The organism is Brachybacterium atlanticum (assembly GCF_025669985.1).
Lineage (GTDB): Bacteria > Actinomycetota > Actinomycetes > Actinomycetales > Dermabacteraceae > Brachybacterium > Brachybacterium conglomeratum.
In genome coordinates this window covers 62,074-76,949 of the sequence record NZ_JAKJJW010000004.1, presented here as the reverse complement: position 1 = coordinate 76,949, position 14,876 = coordinate 62,074, and the positions used below count along the sequence as shown (strand labels likewise).

The window sequence follows — 14,876 nt, the reverse complement described above, 5'->3', positions numbered from 1 at the left end:
TTGCTCCATGGTGCTCACGGCCGCGGCGGCGGGCATCGTCGTCCTGCTCGGCACGCTGCTGACCCGGTCCCTCGCTCCTGCTCAGCAGACGGCCACCCTGCTGCCGACGGAATGGCTCGTGGGCCTCCGGGCCCAGCCGTCGGCAGGCTCGGATGGCCTCCTCGGCCGCAGCGCCCACCGGCCACGAAGTCGTGATCGAGTCTGAGGTGCCCGCCCGGGCGAGCATGGAGGTGATCGAGACCATCTACTCGCCGGCACTGGGCGACGGCTGGGTCGCGCCGGGGTCCGGGGTCACCCTGGTGCAGCCGAGAGTCGAGATCTCGCGGACGTCACCCTCTGAGCCGATACCTTGACGTCAAGATATATGTCGAGGGAAGGATCCCGATGGCCCACAGCTGGAGCCCCGAGCAGTATCTCCGCTACGGCGACGAGCGCGTCCGGCCCTTCCTCGATCTCACCGCCCGCCTCGGTGCCGGGTCGCCGCGGCGCGTGGTCGACCTCGGCGCCGGCCCGGGCACGCTGACGCGACTGCTCGCCGAGCGCTGGCCGGAGGCGGAGGTGCTCGCCGTCGACTCGAGCTCCGAGATGATCGCCCGCGCCGCCGAGATCCCGGGCCTGACCGCCGTGCGCGCGGACCTGCGCACCTGGGAGACGCCCGGCGAGGTCGATGTGCTGGTCACCAACGCCGCGCTGCAATGGGTCGACGGGCACCTGGAGCTGCTGCCGCGCCTGGCGGGGATGCTCGCGTCGGGCGGCCGCCTGGCGATGCAGGTGCCGGGCAACTTCGAGGAGCCCAGCCACACGATCCGTCGCGAGCTCGCCGCAGAGGAGCCCTACGCCCCGCACGTGCAGGGCATCGCCTCGCCGGCCTCGCACGACGCCGCGACCTATCTGCGGGCGCTGCAGCAGGCGGGCCTCGAGGTGGACGCCTGGGAGACCACCTACCTCCATGTCCTCCATGGCCCCGACCCTGTCTTCGACTGGGTCGCCGGCACCGGCGCGCGCCCCACCCTGCAGGCCCTGCCCGAGGACCTCCGGCCGCGCTTCGAGGAGGAGTTCATGGCCCGGCTGCGCCGCGCGTATCCGGACGACGGGCATGGCGTGGTGCTGCCCTTCCGCCGCGTCTTCGCCGTCGGCCGCAAGGGCTGAGAGGCGGCTGACGGGCGGGCGCACCGAGTGCCCGGCTGCCGTGCCCGCGACCCCGCCGGCGCGCGGCCACGACCCGGCTCAGCCGACCTGCGGGAAGCCCTTCCTCGCGGCCTCCGCGATCCGGTTCAGCTGCTTGCGGTCCGAGAGCGCGCCGAGCACGCCGCCGAGGCCCGGGATCGCCTTGCCGAACAGGCGCGCCGAGCGCAGGCCGAAGCGCCGGATGAGCCGACCGCCGACCGCGGAGACCACGGCCGAGTGCGGGGACGCGGGGAGCCTCCCCGCCACGCCGCGGGCGGCGGCGCCGGCGACGGGGCTCAGGCCGATGTTCCTCAGCACGTCCCCGGACTCCTCGCCGAGCAGCGTCGCGAGCACCCGCACGCGCACCTCCTCGTCGTCCAGGTCGTAGCCGCGCACGACGGCGATCGCGCCGACCATGCGGGTGGCCTGGATGTAGAACTCCATCACGTTGGTGGGCAGCAGGACCGGCAGGGTCACCACGCCCCCGAGCCCGGTGAGGAAGCCGCCGGCGGTGACGCCCCGGCGGTGCCTGCGGACGATCCGTCGCACCGCCTTCTCCGGCCGCTTCCGGGCACGGCCGCGCTGCGCCTTCCTCGCGACGTCGGCGGCGGAGGAATAGGTGAGCTTCCCGTCCAGGCCGATGTCGCGGACGGTGTCGATCATGCGCTGCACGGCGCCGTTCGGGCTCGTCTCCGCCTTCTCGGTGCGGGCCTCGCGCATCGCGTCGCGGGCGGTGCTCTTGGCGGTGTGGTCGCGGCGCAGCATGCCGAAGATCCCCATGGGCGTCCTCCTGGTCGTCGGTGTCCGGCGGTCGGTGTCGCGCCCTCGCGGCAGGTGCGGCACGAGACCCATCATGCCGTGCCGGGACCGCCGGGGCGTGCAGGCGGACCACGCGGTGGGGGAGTCCGACGGGGACGGGTGCGGCGAAACGCCGTCCGGCGGGAGCGCGGTGCGAGCCGTCGCGTGCGTCGCAGGGCCCGGCGAGAGCGCGGCGCCGCGCATTGCGAGCGCCGCGCGTTGCGAGCGCCGCACGGCCCGGCGAGGACGCCGCACGGCCCGGCGTGAGCGAGGTCCCGTCCGCCTCGGCCGTCGCCTCCGCCGATGCGTCGTGCCCGCGGCGTAGTCTCGGAGCACCATGGCCAGCAAGCTCTACCGTGACGATGCGATCGTCCTGCGCACCCACCCGCTGGGCGAGGCCGACCGCATCATCACCCTGCTCACGCGGCGGCACGGCAAGGTCCGCGCCGTCGCCAAGGGCGTGCGCCGCACCGGCAGTCGCTTCGGCGCGCGGCTGGAGCCGTTCACGCTGGTCGACGTGCAGCTGCACACCGGGCGGAACCTCCACACCGTCACCCAGGTCGTCACGATCGAAGCCTTCGCCGTCGGCATCACCGCGGACTACTCCCGCTTCGCCGCCGCCAGCGCCATGCTCGAGACCACCGACCGGCTCACCGACGAGATGGTCGATCCCAACCAGCGCGGCTTCCTCATGCTCGTCGGCGCGCTGCGCGCCATGGCCGAGGGCCGCATCGCCCCGCCGCTCGTGCTCGACTCCTTCCTGCTGCGCACCCTCGCCGTCTCCGGCTGGGCGCCCGAGCTGCGCGTCTGCGCCTCCTGCGGCGCCGACGGCCCCCACCACGCCTTCGACGTGCGCGCGGGCGGCCTGGTCTGCACGGCGTGCCGGCGGCCGGGCGCCATCGCGGTGCGCCAGTCCACGATCGAGCACATGATCTTCCTGCTCGCCGGGGACTGGGAGAATGTGACCGATGCGGAGGAGACCGTGCAGCAGGAGGCGGGTCGCCTCATCGCGGACACGGTGACCTGGCATCTCGAGCGCTCGGTGCGCTCCCTGCACTACGTCGAACGCTGATCCCCATCCCGGGCGGGTCCACGGCCCGCACGATCCCGCACGATCCAGGAGGACCCCGCATGCCCGGTGCATCCCGTCACGGGTACCAGGAGCCGTTCGCCCACCCCAGCGGCGCACTGCCCCCGCAGCTGCCGGCCCCCACGATCCCTCGCCACATCGCGGTGGTGATGGACGGCAACGGCCGCTGGGCGAACCGCCAGGGCCTGCCCCGCACGGCAGGGCACGAGGCCGGCGAGGCGGCGCTGCTGGACGTCGTCGCCGGCGCCCTCCAGATCGGCGTGACCCACCTGAGCGCCTACGCCTTCTCCACCGAGAACTGGAAGCGGTCCCCGGAGGAGGTGCGCTTCCTGATGGGCTTCTCCCGCTCCGTGCTGCGCCGCCAGCGCGACACCCTGGACTCCTGGGGCGTGCGGATCGTGTGGATCGGCCGCGAGCAGCGCCTCTGGGGCTCGGTGATCCGGGAGCTCAACGAGGCCGAGGAGCGTACCCGCGACAACACCCGCATGACGCTGTACATGTGCGTGAACTACGGTGGTCGCGCCGAGATCGTCGACGCGGTGCGCGAGATCGCCGAGGAGGCCCGGGCAGGGCGGCTCAAGGGCTCCGGGATCAGCGAGAAGACGATCCGGCGCCATCTCGTCGACCCCGACATGCCCGAGGTGGACCTGTTCCTGCGCACCAGCGGCGAGCAGCGCACCTCCAACTTCCTGCTCTGGCAGGCCGCCTACGCCGAGCTCGTGTTCGTCCCCGAGCTGTGGCCCGACGTGGACCGCCGCGTGCTGTGGCGGGCGATCACGGAGTATGCGCGGCGCGATCGGCGCTACGGGGGAGCGGTCGACGCCCCCGATGCGCCGGAGGCTCAGTCCGCAGGGCTCTGAGCGACCCGCTCGGCCGCGGCGGTCTGCGCGGGCCGAGCCGGAGCGGCGGCCGGCTCCGTCGCGGTCGGCCGGTCGGTGCCGACCTCGGACGGGGCCTCGGTCGCGACCTCGCTCTCGGTGAGGGTCGCGACGAGGGCGGCCCGGGCGCCCGTGCGGCGTCGATGGTGCAGCACGAGAGCGATCAGCAGCACCAGCAGGGCGAGCACGGCGACGGCGCCGGCGGGGGAGACGAGGAACAGCTCGAACCAGCCCGCCACGGCCACCAGGCCGACGGTCGCGTAGATGATCGCCCAGGCCAGGCCGCCGACGGCAAGGGCGGGCAGGTAGCGGCGGGCAGGCATGGCGGTCAGGCCCGCGGCGGCGTTCGCGGCGGTCTGGAAGCCGACGGTCAGGAAGCTCAGCGCCACGACCCAGGCGCCCCAGCGGTTGACGAGCTCGGTCGCGCGCTGCACGGACGTCGACTCCAGCAGCTTCTTCACCCGGCCGCGGTTCGCGGCCTTCCGCGCCCCGCGGCCGACGAGATAGGTGCCGCCGGCGCGCGCCCAGATCACCACGTACAGGAACGCGATCGCCGGCAGCAGCGGCAGCGACTGGACCCAGTCCGTCATCGCGCGGCCACCTCGTCCTCCGGCTCCTCGGGATCGTCCTCGTCCTCCGAGGGCGCGGCGGTGCTCGAGTGCTCCTCGCACAGCCCGAAGACCTCGAGGGTGTGGTCCACCTCGGTGAAGCCGTGCTCGCGGGCGATCGCAGTCATGGACGCCTCGAGTCTCGGGGCGAGGAACTCCACGGTGCGGCCGCACTCGCGGCACACCAGGTGATGATGGTGGCCGGTGTCCTCGCACTGCCGGTAGAGGGACTCCCCGTCCCCCGCCACGAGCACGTCCAGACGCCCGGCGCGGGAGAGCGCCTGCAGGTTGCGGTACACGGTGGCGAGGCCGACGGTCTCGCCGTCGGCGCGCATCTGCTCGTGGATCTGCTGGGCGCTGCGGAAGTCCACCTGCCGGGAGAGCGTCTCCAGGATCGCGGCGCGCTGGCGGGTGTTCCTCTGCATGCCCTCATTGTCCCCCACCTGGTGCGGGACCTCCATCTCTGGTGGGAGGGACCACCATCACCGGTGGGAGGGACCACGCGCCGCCGCCGGGGCGGCGTCCGCGGCCGCGGACCCGGGGCCGACCGCAAGCCGGCTGCGTCGCGCCGCGAGCAGCGAGCGGACGACGAGCGCGGCCACGTACACCGCGATCGTCAGCAGCACGATCACGCCGCCCGGCGGGAGGTCGACGTAGACCGTGATCACCAGGCCGCCGACGGCGCACAGCACCGCGATGACCATGGCAGTGCGCATCGTGCGGGCGAAGCCGACCACCAGATGCTGCGCGGCGGCCACCGGCACGATCATCAGCGCCGAGACCATCAGTGCGCCCACGATCCGCATCGACAGCGTCACCGTCAGCGCCGCCATCACTGCGATGAGGACGTTGACGGTCCGCACCGGCAGCCCCGCGGCGCGGGCGAACTCGTCATCGGCGGTGACGGCCGCGAGCAGGCCGGAGAGCCCCACCCCGATCGCGAGCACGACCACGGCGAGCACGAGCGCGATCACGGTGTCCAGTCGGGTCACGGTCGAGAGGGAGCCGAAGAGATAGCCCATCAGGTTCTGCGAGGTGCCGCCGGCGAGCTGGATGATGACCACACCGCCGGCGATGCCGCCGTAGAACAGGATCGCCAGCGCCACGTCGCGGCTGGTGTGGCTGATCTCGCGCACGTACTCGATCAGCACCGCGCCGATCACGGAGGCGGCCAGTGCCCCCGGGATCGCGAGCAGGTCCGCCGGGGTGGCGGAGAGCCAGGCGCCGACGAGCCAGCCGACGGCCACGCCCGTCAGCGCGACGTGCCCGAGGCCGTCGCCGAGCAGGGAGAGCCGCTTCTGCACCAGATAGGTGCCGACCACCGGGGCGGTGAGCCCGATGAGCACCGCGATGATCAGCGGGTAGCGCAGCAGATCGGAGGTGAGGATGTCCAGCATCGAGATCATGCGGGGTGGATCTCCTGTCCCAGGCATTCGTCGAGCGGAGCGGCGTCCTCGGGGTGTCCGTGTCCGGGGTCCAGGTGCGGGCGCTCGCTCACGGGGCCGTCGTGGACCATGCGGCCGTGGTCCAGGACCACGGCGCGGCTGATGTCATCGGTCAGCGGACCGGTCTCGTGCAGGACCACGAGCAGGGTGGTGCCGCGGGCGGAGAGCTCGCGGAAGAGGTCGGCGATCAGCTGCTGGGTGGGGACGTCCACCCCGGAGAAGGGCTCGTCGAGCACGAGCAGCTCGGGATCGCGCACCAGGGCCCGGGCGATCATCACGCGCCGTCGCTGCCCGCCGGACATGCGGGTGATCGGCCGGTCGGCGAAGTCCGCCATCCCGACCGCCTCGAGTGCGGCATCGACCCGGGGGTCACGGGCGCTGGGCCACCAGCGGCGGGCGGTGAGCAGGCCGCTGGCGACGGTCTCCCGCGCGATCGCCGGGATCGAGCCGGTCTCGGCCGATTCCTGGGGGACGTAGCCGAGGCCGTCGTGGGCGCGGCCCTGGGAGACCGGGCGGCCCAGCAGGTGCGCCGTGCCGCTCTCGAGCGGCAGCACCCCGACCGCGGCGCGCAGCAGGGTCGACTTGCCCGAGCCGTTCGTACCGAGCAGCGCGACGAGCTCGCCGCGCTCGATGCTCAGGTCGATGTCGTGCAGGACCCGCTGGCCGGCGCGGGAGACGCTCGCGCCGACGATCTCGACGACCGGTCCGTCCCCGGCTCCGTCCCCGGCGCTCACGCCCAGCTCTCCGCGAGGGCGGTGCAGTTGCTTCTCATGACGGCAGGGTAGTCCGCCTCCGGGGACTGCTGGGTCTCGAGGTTGTCCAGCTCGGCGCTGTCGATGCCGAGATTGTCGGCGAGGGTCTGGGCGACCTTCGGCGAGGCGGTCGCCTCGAAGAAGATCGTGGTGACCTCCTCGTCGCGGACCACGGTCTCGAGGGCGAGCAGCCGCTGCGGGGACGGCTCGGTCTCCGGGTCGATCCCGGAGATCCCCACCTGGTGCAGGTCGTAGCGGTCGGCGAGATAGGTGTAGGCGGCGTGGCTGGTGATGAAGGTGCGTCGCTCGTCGGCCACCTCCTCGAAGGCGGAGGTCAGCTCGGCGTCGAGCTGCTCGAGCTCCTCGCGCACCGTGGCCGCGGCGGAGGTGAACTCCTCGGCGTGCTCGGGGGAGAGCTCGCCCAGGCGCGCGGCGATCGCGTCGCCCAGATCCGCCATCCGCAGCGGGTCGTGCCAGAAGTGGGGGTCGCTCGGGCCGTGGTCGTGGCCCTCGTGGGAGTCGCCCTCCTCGGCGTGCTCGGCGTGCTCCTCCTCGCTCTCCCCAGCGTGCCCCTCCTCCGCGCTGCCGGCATCGGCCGGCAGGAGCGCGATCACGGAGGAGACGTCGAGCACGTTGTCGCCCTCCTGGGAGGCGATGGCGTCGTCGAGCGCGGTCTGGAAGCCGGGGATCTGCAGCACGAGGTCGGCCTCCTCGACGAGCATGGTCTGCTTCACGGACAGCTCGAGGCCGTGGGCGTCGGCCCCCGCCGTGGTGAGGTCCGTGAGGGCGACGCGCTCGCCGCCGATCCGCGTGACCAGGAAGCTCAGCGCGTAGGCCGAGGTGACGACCGACAGCCCGTCCCCGTCGGCGGCCGTGCCCTCCCCGCAGGCGGCCAGGAGCGCCGCACCGGCGCCGAGGCCGAGAGCGGACAGGAGGGTGCGGCGGCGAAGGGGAGAGGCATGCGACATGACAATCATTCTCACCAATGGGGGAGTCGGCGTGCAAGTCGGGAGGCCGTGCGGAGCCGGTGCGCGTGGGGACGCTCACACGCGAGCGGCGTCCTGGGCCGATGACTATGCTGGGCGCGTTCTGATCGCACCGTCACCAGGAGTCTCCCCGTGGCCAAGGCCCCCGCCAGCACGCTGGACAACGTCATCGCTCTCGCCAAGAAGCGCGGCTTCGTGTTCCAGGCCGGTGAGATCTACGGAGGCTCCCGCTCCGCCTGGGACTACGGCCCCCTGGGCGTCGAGCTCAAGGAGAACATCAAGCGCCAGTGGTGGCGCACCTTCGTCCAGTCCCGCGGGGACATGGTGGGCCTGGACTCCTCGATCATCCTCCCCAAGCGGGTGTGGGAGGCCTCCGGTCACGTCGCGACCTTCGTCGACCCGCTGGTGGAGTGCCGCAGCTGCCACAACCGCTTCCGCGAGGACCACCTGATCGAGGCCTTCGAGGCCAAGAAGGGCCGCGCCCCCGAGGGCGGCATGGCGGAGATCGCCTGCCCCAACTGCGGCACGCGCGGCGAGTTCACCGAACCGCAGCAGTTCTCCGGCCTGGTGAAGACCTACCTCGGCCCCGTCTCCTCCGAGGCGGGCCTGCACTTCCTGCGCCCCGAGACCGCCCAGGGCATCTTCGTCAACTTCCTCAACGTCGTCACCGCCACCCGGCAGAAGCCGCCCTTCGGCATCGGCCAGATCGGCAAGGCGTTCCGCAACGAGATCACCCCCGGCAACTTCATCTTCCGCACCCGCGAGTTCGAGCAGATGGAGATCGAGTACTTCACCCCGCCCGCGGAGGCCGACGAGCACTTCAGGGCCTGGGTCGAGGAGTGCTGGAACTGGTTCGTGGACCTCGGCATCAAGGAGGAGAACCTCCGCCGCTTCGACGTGCCGGAGGACGAGCGCGCCCACTACTCGGCCGGCACCATCGACTTCGAGTACCGCTTCGGCTTCCAGGGCAGCGAGTGGGGCGAGCTGATGGGCGTCGCCAACCGCACCGACTTCGACCTCAGCAGCCACACCGAGGCCTCCGGCACGAAGATGCAGTACTTCGACCAGGCCGCGAACGAGCGCTACACGCCCTACGTCATCGAGCCGAGCTTCGGCCTGACCCGCTCGATGATGGCCTTCCTCGTGGACGCCTATCGCGAGGACGAGGCCCCCAACGCCAAGGGCGGGGTCGACAAGCGCACCGTGCTGGGCCTGGACCCGCGCCTCGCCCCGGTCAAGGCCGCGGTGCTGCCGCTGTCCAAGAGCGAGGACCTCGTGCCGCGCGCCGAGAAGCTCGCCGAGTCGCTGCGCAGGCACTGGAACGTCGAGATGGACGTGACCCAGGCGATCGGCCGTCGTTACCGCCGCCAGGACGAGATCGGCACCCCGTTCTGCCTCACCGTGGACTTCGAGACCGCCGAGGACCAGGCCGTCACGATCCGCGAGCGCGACACCATGACCCAGGAGCGCGTGGCGCTGGACCAGGTCGAGTCCTACCTCGCCGCGCGCCTCATCGGCGCCTGACTCGCGCAGCACGGCCGACGGGGCCGACGGGGATCTCCCCGTCGGCCCCGTTCTCGTTCCGGCGAGCTGACGGGTGTCCGGGACCGCGCGGGTCCGAGGCCGCCGAGCGTCGCCGACGGGCGCGTGGCGACATGAGATGGCTATATCGCCATGTCGTGCCGTCACGCGCCCGTCCGTGACACGCCGCGCCGCGGGGATGGCAGAGTGCTCCGCATGAGCAGGACCTCCGGCCTCGAGCTGTCCGCCGCCTACCACCGGGAGGTGGTGGCGCCGCTGCTGGAGCGCCGGCTGCCTGGTCTCCCGTACGCCGCGGCGCGGCTGGGCTCGGGATCGGACGTGCTCGGGTTCGGCGACTCGCAGTCGCGCGACCACGACTGGGGCCTCCGGCTCACGCTGCTCGTCGAGGGCGGCGCCGCGCAGGAGGTCGACGCTCTCCTCGAGCGGGAGCTGCCTACGCAGTGGCGCGGCCATCCCGTGCGTTTCGCGACGACCTGGGAGCCGGTGGTCCGCCAGCGCGCCGAGGTCGCCTCGGCCGCGGACTTCGCCGCCTCGCGGGTGGGGATCGTCCCGCAGCGGCTCGTCGGCGCCGCGCCGCTCGACCTGGTGGACTGGCTGCAGCTCACGGGGCAGGCGGCGCTCGAGGTGACCGCCGGTCCCGTGCTCCACGACGGCACCGGGGCGATCACCGCGATCCGGGAGCGGCTGCGCACGTACCCGGAGGACGTGCGCAGGTGCGCGATCGGCGCGGACTGGACCCGCATCGGCCAGGAGCTCGCCGACGTGGGCCGGGCCGGGCTGCGCGGTGACGAGGACGGCTCCGCCGTGATCGCCGCGCGTCACGTGCGCACCCTGCTCCATCTCGCCCACCTGCTGCATCGGCGCTGGGCGCCCTACGGGAAGTGGCTCGCCCGCTCGGCGGCCGCGCTGCCGGACGGTGACGCTCTGCGCCGCTCCGTGCTCGCGGTGCTGCGGGCACAGGACTGGTGCACCCGGCAGGGCGCCCTCGCCACGCTGGTCGAGCAGGTCGCCGCGCTGCAGGGACAGGTCGGACTGCCCACCCTGGACCCCGCGATCGAGCCCTTCTTCGACCGCCCCCATGTGGGGCTGCGCGGGCTCCCGGAGCTGCTCGCCGAGTCCGGAACCCGCGGCCGCGCCGCGGGGATCGGGGGCGCACGATGAGCAGCTGCACCATCCGCTCCGTCATCGTGCGCCCCCACACCGGCGCCGAGCGCAGCGCCGACGTGTTCTCTCGCCTGCTCAGCGACCGGATCGTCTATGTCGGCACCCGGATCGACGACGGCGTCGCGAACACCGTCATCGCCCAGATCCTGCACCTGGAGAACGAGTCGGCCGACGCCCCGATCCACCTCTACCACCGCCGGAGCACGGCTGACGGTGAAGCGAGGGGGCCGCAGGCGGACACCGTGGTCGAGAGTCGCGCCGGGCAGGAGGGTGAGGGCCCCTGCCGTCGTCCACAGCCAGGCCCCCTCGCAGCCGAAACGTGCGGAGCCCTCCGGCGGCGATTCGTCCTCCGCGAGGCGTCGGAAGACCCAGGTGCTGCCGCAGCAGCCCCCGGGCTCGACGTCCACGAGCACGGCACCGCCGAGCGCGTCGATCTGCGCGATCGCGCCGGGGGAGACGGTGAACGGGGGGGGGGGAGAACTGGAGCGTCCTTGGCGAAGGGGTATCGGAGGCCGAGGACAGATCCTGTCCTCGTCGCAGGATCCTCCTGCGACGTGCTCGGCGCAGACTCCCCGCGCCCCTCAGACGATCGCGGTGAGCAGGTGCGGGACGACGTGCCGGGCGAAGGTGCCGAGCATCGCGCGCTGGTCCGGGGCGGGCGCCCCGAAGGGGAGCACGAGCGAGATCTCGTCGGCCGCCTGGACGACCGCGTCGGCGACCAAGGCCTGCGCGACCACGCCGGGATCGTCGATGACGATGCGGGAGAACACCGCGGCGTTCCCGCCGATTTCCTGGGACTGGTGCTCGTCGCTGACGCCGGGCCCGGCGGTCCTCTCGCGCGGGATGAGGGTGACGTAGCGCTCCAGGTCCGCCTCGGACTCCACCGGGATCATCTGGCGGGAGACCATCACGTGCCCCTCGCCGTGCCCGGACTCGCGGGACGCCTCCCGGTAGGCCTCCAGCGCCTCGAGCTGGAGCAGCTCGAAGGACCGGCCGGAGCCGTCGTCCGGGGCCATGGTCGCCAGCTGCAGGCCGAGACCGGCGTGGCCCGCCATCGCCGCGCGCTGCGGGCTCGCCGCGCCGTAGGCGAGACGCTCGCGCAGACCCGGGGCCTGGGGCTGGATCCGCAGCGGCGTGCCGGGATCGACGCCCTCGATGTGCTGGTCGGCGCCGGCGACGATCTCCCCGTCCACGAGCTCCAGCAGATTGTGCAGCACCCGGTCGACGTGGTCGGTGCGGTCACCGTGCAGGGCCCCGAATGCGCGGGTGTAGATCGCGTCGTGCGCGGAGTAGCCGGAGCCGAGCCCGGGGCGCAGGCGACCACCGGTGAGCAGATCTGCGGTGGCGAGGTCCTCGGCGAGGCGGCCCGCTTTCTCGAAGCGCAGCGGGATCACCGCGGTGCCCAGCTGGATGCGGGAGGTGTGCTGGCCGAGCGCGGAGAGGAACAGCAGCGGGGAGGACAGGGCGTCCTGCAGATGCCGCACGCGCACATAGCCGACGTCGTAGCCCAGTTCCTCGGCCTCGAGGAACAGCGCGCGGCCGTCCTCCAGGGCGCCGTGGTCCACCTGACCGACGAAGCCGATCCGGGGAGCCTCCCGGGTGCCGGATGCTGATGCGGTCATCTCACGCCTCCTTCGAGCGACGCCTTCACGGCGCGAGGGAGAGGAAGGGGATGCGCCGATGGCTCATTCTCCCAAGCGACCGCGACGCCGGTGGGGACTTCCTGCCTTCCGCCCGACGCGCCGTCGACGGGTCCTCCGCACCGCGCGCTGCGACCGTTCCTCCACAGCGGTCGACGCGGAGCCAGAACTCGGCTGGATGCACATCACCACCCCTCCTCCTCCCACGGACGGCCCGGTGGTGGGAGAATCCCAGGACGATGACGCTTCTCCACGATGCCCCGCACGGAGCCCCCGCCCAGGCCAGCACCCCCGGTCCCGGCCCGGGGGCTCGTCGTCGACCCCTCACGATCGGGAGGCTCACCGTGGACACCCCGGTGATGCTCGCGCCCATGGCCGGGGTCACCAACATGGCCTTCCGCGTGCTGTGCCGCGAGTTCGGCGCCCTGCACAGCCAGGACGACGGCGGGCTGTTCCCCACCGAGATGGTCACCACGCGCGCGCTGATCGAGGACCACCGCGAGTCCTGGCGCCTGCTGCGCATGGCAGATCGGGAACGGCCTCGTTCCGTCCAGCTGTACGGCGTGGACCCCACGGTCGTCGCCCGCTCGGTGGAGATGATCCTCGAGCGCGACGGTGCCGACCACGTCGACCTGAACTTCGGCTGCCCCGTCCCCAAGGTGACCCGTCGCGGCGGCGGCGGCGTGCTGCCCTGGAAGGACGAGCTGTTCACCCGCATCCTGCGCGCCGCGGTCGAGGCCGCCGGCGACGTGCCGGTGACGCTGAAGACCCGCAAGGGCGTGGACGACGACCACCTCACCTATCGCGACGCGGGCCTGATCGCGCAGGAGGTCGGCGCGGCCGCGATCACCCTCCACGGCCGCACCGTGAAGGAGCAGTACTCCGGCACCGCGGACTGGACCTCCATCGCGGACCTCAAGCAGACCGTCACCGACATCCCGGTGCTCGGCAACGGCGACGTGTGGTCCGCGGAGGACGCGCTGCGGATGATGTACGAGACGGGCGCCGACGGCGTCGTCGTCGGCCGCGGCTGCCAGGGACGGCCCTGGCTCTTCGCCGACCTCGCCGCCGGGTTCTCCGGCAGCGCCGAGCGGGTCCGCCCCGGCCTCGGCGACGTCGCGCGGATCCTGCGCCGCCACGCCGAGCTGCTCACCGAGTTCTACGAGAGCGAGGACCGGGGCGTGAAGGACCTGCGCAAGCACGTGGCCTGGTACTTCAAGGGCTATCCCGTCGGCGGTGACATGCGTCGCCGCCTCGCGACCATGGAATCCCTCGCGGACCTCGACGAGAAGCTCTCCGAGCTCGATCTCGACGCGCCCTACCCGGGCGCCGACGTCGAGGGGCCGCGCGGCCGCACCGGCCACCCCCGCAACGCCAACGTCCCCGCCGGTTGGATGGACACCCGCGAGCTGTCCGACGAGCACCGGGCCCGCCTCCACGAGGCCGAGCTCGACATCTCGGGCGGTTGAGCCATGACGACCACCGCCCCCCTCGGCCCCGCCGCGGCCGTCCCGCCCGTCGGCTACACCGCCCACGACCTCGAGCGCTGGGTGCCCGAGCCGCCGAAGTCCCAGGCCCGCACTCCCTTCCAGCGGGACCGGGCCCGGGTGCTGCACTCCTCCGCGCTGCGCCGCCTCGGTGCGAAGACCCAGGTGCTCGGCGCGGGCGCGAACGACTTCGTCCGCACCCGTCTCACCCACTCCCTCGAGGTCGCGCAGGTGGGGCGCGACATCGGCGCCGAGCTCGGCTGCGACCCCGACGTGGTCGACGCCGCCTGCCTCTCCCATGACCTCGGCCACCCGCCCTTCGGCCACAACGGCGAGAAGGTCCTCGACGACCTCGCGAAGGACTTCGGCGGCTTCGAGGGCAACGCCCAGACCCTGCGCCTGCTCACCCGCCTCGAGCCCAAGGTGATCGGACCTGAGCGCCCCCACGGGCTGAACCTCACCCGCGCCTGCGTCGACGCCGCGATCAAGTACCCCTGGTCGCGCGGCGAGGGCCCGGATCCGGACTCCCCGAAGTTCGGCACCTACGCCGACGACCGCGACGTCTACTCCTGGGCCCGCGAGGGCGCCGTGGAGGGACGGAAGTGCTTCGAGGCGCAGGTCATGGACCTCGCCGACGACATCGCCTATTCCGTCCACGACATCGAGGACGCGATCACCGGACGCACCCTCGACCTCGGCCGCCTGCGCGACCCGATGGAGCGCTCCGCCGCGCTGTACGTCGTCCGGGACTGGTACATGCCCCACGAGAGTCTCGACCCGCTGGACGCGGCGCTGACCCGTCTCGAGGCCGAGCCCTCCTGGATGTCCGCCTTCGACGGGTCGATGCGCTCGGCCGCGGCGCTGAAGGACATGGCCAGCCAGCTCATCGGCCGCTTCACCCGCTCCGCGATCACCGCCACCCGCGCCGAGCACGGGCCCGCGCCCCTGTCCCGCTACAGCGGCGACGTGATCGTGCCGGAGGAGACCCACGTCGAGATCGCGGTGCTGAAGGGCCTGGCCGCTGCGTACGTGATGTCCTCCGCCTCCCAGCAGCCCGTCTACGAGGCGCAGGAGGAGATCATCCGCGACCTCTACTCCCGGCTCTGGCACACCGGCACCCAGCACCTCAGCCCCCTGTTCGCGGAGCTGTGGCAGCAGGCCGAGGACGACGACGCCCGGCGACGCGTGATCGTCGACCAGATCGCCTCCTACACCGACGTCACGGCGAGGCGCCTGCACGAGGTGCTCTACGACCGCACCCTCACGCACGTCACCGCCGCGGACATGCCCCTGCCCGGCCTCGGATCGGAGCTCTGAGC

15 protein-coding genes and 1 pseudogene are annotated in these 14,876 nt (G+C 72.7%); 9 read left to right on the top strand and 7 right to left on the bottom strand.

All coding sequences use genetic code 11. From position 1 onward, the window contains the following. The first annotated feature begins 7 nt into the window (after positions 1 to 7). Together L3K22_RS03065 and L3K22_RS03060 are read left to right on the top strand one after the other, a co-directional pair. Positions 8 to 205, top strand: coding sequence for a hypothetical protein (locus tag L3K22_RS03065; protein ID WP_263310090.1), 198 nt, complete (start codon positions 8 to 10; stop codon positions 203 to 205). Between the two features lie 179 nt (positions 206 to 384). Continuing rightward, positions 385 to 1,149 (top strand): methyltransferase domain-containing protein, encoded by a 765-nt coding sequence (locus L3K22_RS03060; protein ID WP_263310089.1) that lies wholly within the window; start codon positions 385 to 387, stop codon positions 1,147 to 1,149. 78 nt (positions 1,150 to 1,227) lie between these two features. Here the strand turns inward: L3K22_RS03060 and L3K22_RS03055 are convergent, their stop codons facing one another. Continuing rightward, on the bottom strand, positions 1,228 to 1,947 hold the full coding sequence (locus tag L3K22_RS03055; RefSeq protein ID WP_263310088.1) for an EcsC family protein: 720 nt from the start codon (positions 1,945 to 1,947) through the stop codon (positions 1,228 to 1,230). 355 nt (positions 1,948 to 2,302) lie between these two features. Between L3K22_RS03055 and recO the strand changes: the two genes are divergently transcribed. Together recO and L3K22_RS03045 are read left to right on the top strand one after the other, a co-directional pair. After that, on the top strand, positions 2,303 to 3,037 hold the full coding sequence (gene recO / locus L3K22_RS03050) for a DNA repair protein RecO (RefSeq protein ID WP_263310087.1): 735 nt from the start codon (positions 2,303 to 2,305) through the stop codon (positions 3,035 to 3,037). A gap of 59 nt (positions 3,038 to 3,096) precedes the next feature. Then, complete coding sequence (locus L3K22_RS03045; RefSeq protein ID WP_263310086.1) at positions 3,097 to 3,915, top strand: isoprenyl transferase; 819 nt, start codon at positions 3,097 to 3,099, stop codon at positions 3,913 to 3,915. Here the strand turns inward: L3K22_RS03045 and L3K22_RS03040 are convergent. Genes L3K22_RS03040 through L3K22_RS03020 form a run of 5 tightly spaced genes read right to left on the bottom strand, consistent with a single transcriptional unit; the run spans position 3,897 to position 7,706 of the window. Beyond that, positions 3,897 to 4,523 (bottom strand): DedA family protein, encoded by a 627-nt coding sequence (locus L3K22_RS03040; protein WP_263310085.1) that lies wholly within the window; start codon positions 4,521 to 4,523, stop codon positions 3,897 to 3,899. The two genes, L3K22_RS03045 and L3K22_RS03040, sit on opposite strands and share 19 nt — an antisense overlap. Next, positions 4,520 to 4,966, bottom strand: coding sequence for a Fur family transcriptional regulator (locus L3K22_RS03035; protein WP_263310084.1), 447 nt, complete (start codon positions 4,964 to 4,966; stop codon positions 4,520 to 4,522). Before L3K22_RS03035 ends, L3K22_RS03040 begins: the two co-directional genes overlap by 4 nt. Positions 4,967 to 5,023: 57 nt before the next feature. After that, a complete protein-coding gene (locus L3K22_RS03030) occupies positions 5,024 to 5,947 on the bottom strand; it encodes a metal ABC transporter permease (RefSeq protein WP_263310083.1) in 924 nt (307 codons plus the stop codon). Next, the gene (locus L3K22_RS03025; RefSeq protein WP_263310082.1) at positions 5,944 to 6,720 is read right to left on the bottom strand and encodes a metal ABC transporter ATP-binding protein; all 777 of its coding nucleotides are present in this window, start codon (positions 6,718 to 6,720) and stop codon (positions 5,944 to 5,946) included. The genes L3K22_RS03030 and L3K22_RS03025 overlap by 4 nt, the downstream gene beginning before the upstream one ends. Then, a complete protein-coding gene (locus L3K22_RS03020) occupies positions 6,717 to 7,706 on the bottom strand; it encodes a metal ABC transporter substrate-binding protein (RefSeq protein WP_263310081.1) in 990 nt (329 codons plus the stop codon). The genes L3K22_RS03025 and L3K22_RS03020 overlap by 4 nt, the downstream gene beginning before the upstream one ends. A gap of 150 nt (positions 7,707 to 7,856) precedes the next feature. Between L3K22_RS03020 and L3K22_RS03015 the strand changes: the two genes are divergently transcribed. The 3 genes and pseudogenes from L3K22_RS03015 to L3K22_RS03005 all read left to right on the top strand — a co-directional run. Then, positions 7,857 to 9,248 (top strand): glycine--tRNA ligase, encoded by a 1,392-nt coding sequence (locus L3K22_RS03015; protein WP_263310080.1) that lies wholly within the window; start codon positions 7,857 to 7,859, stop codon positions 9,246 to 9,248. Between the two features lie 213 nt (positions 9,249 to 9,461). Then, on the top strand, positions 9,462 to 10,427 hold the full coding sequence (locus tag L3K22_RS03010; RefSeq protein WP_263310079.1) for a DUF4037 domain-containing protein: 966 nt from the start codon (positions 9,462 to 9,464) through the stop codon (positions 10,425 to 10,427). Further along, a pseudogene (locus L3K22_RS03005) lies at positions 10,424 to 10,609 on the top strand (ATP-dependent Clp protease proteolytic subunit); the annotation flags it as partial. The gene L3K22_RS03010 and the pseudogene L3K22_RS03005, both read left to right, overlap by 4 nt. Before the next feature lie 402 nt (positions 10,610 to 11,011). Here the strand turns inward: L3K22_RS03005 and L3K22_RS03000 are convergent. Beyond that, positions 11,012 to 12,052, bottom strand: coding sequence for an LLM class flavin-dependent oxidoreductase (locus L3K22_RS03000; protein WP_263310078.1), 1,041 nt, complete (start codon positions 12,050 to 12,052; stop codon positions 11,012 to 11,014). A gap of 257 nt (positions 12,053 to 12,309) precedes the next feature. Here L3K22_RS03000 and dusB point away from each other — a divergent pair, with 257 nt between their 5' ends. Together dusB and L3K22_RS02990 are read left to right on the top strand one after the other, a co-directional pair. Further along, complete coding sequence (gene dusB, locus L3K22_RS02995; RefSeq protein ID WP_263310077.1) at positions 12,310 to 13,539, top strand: tRNA dihydrouridine synthase DusB; 1,230 nt, start codon at positions 12,310 to 12,312, stop codon at positions 13,537 to 13,539. A 3-nt stretch (positions 13,540 to 13,542) separates the two neighbouring features. Continuing rightward, positions 13,543 to 14,874: a deoxyguanosinetriphosphate triphosphohydrolase gene (locus L3K22_RS02990; protein ID WP_263310076.1), complete on the top strand. Its 1,332-nt coding sequence runs from the start codon at positions 13,543 to 13,545 to the stop codon at positions 14,872 to 14,874. Positions 14,875 to 14,876 lie beyond the last annotated feature (2 nt).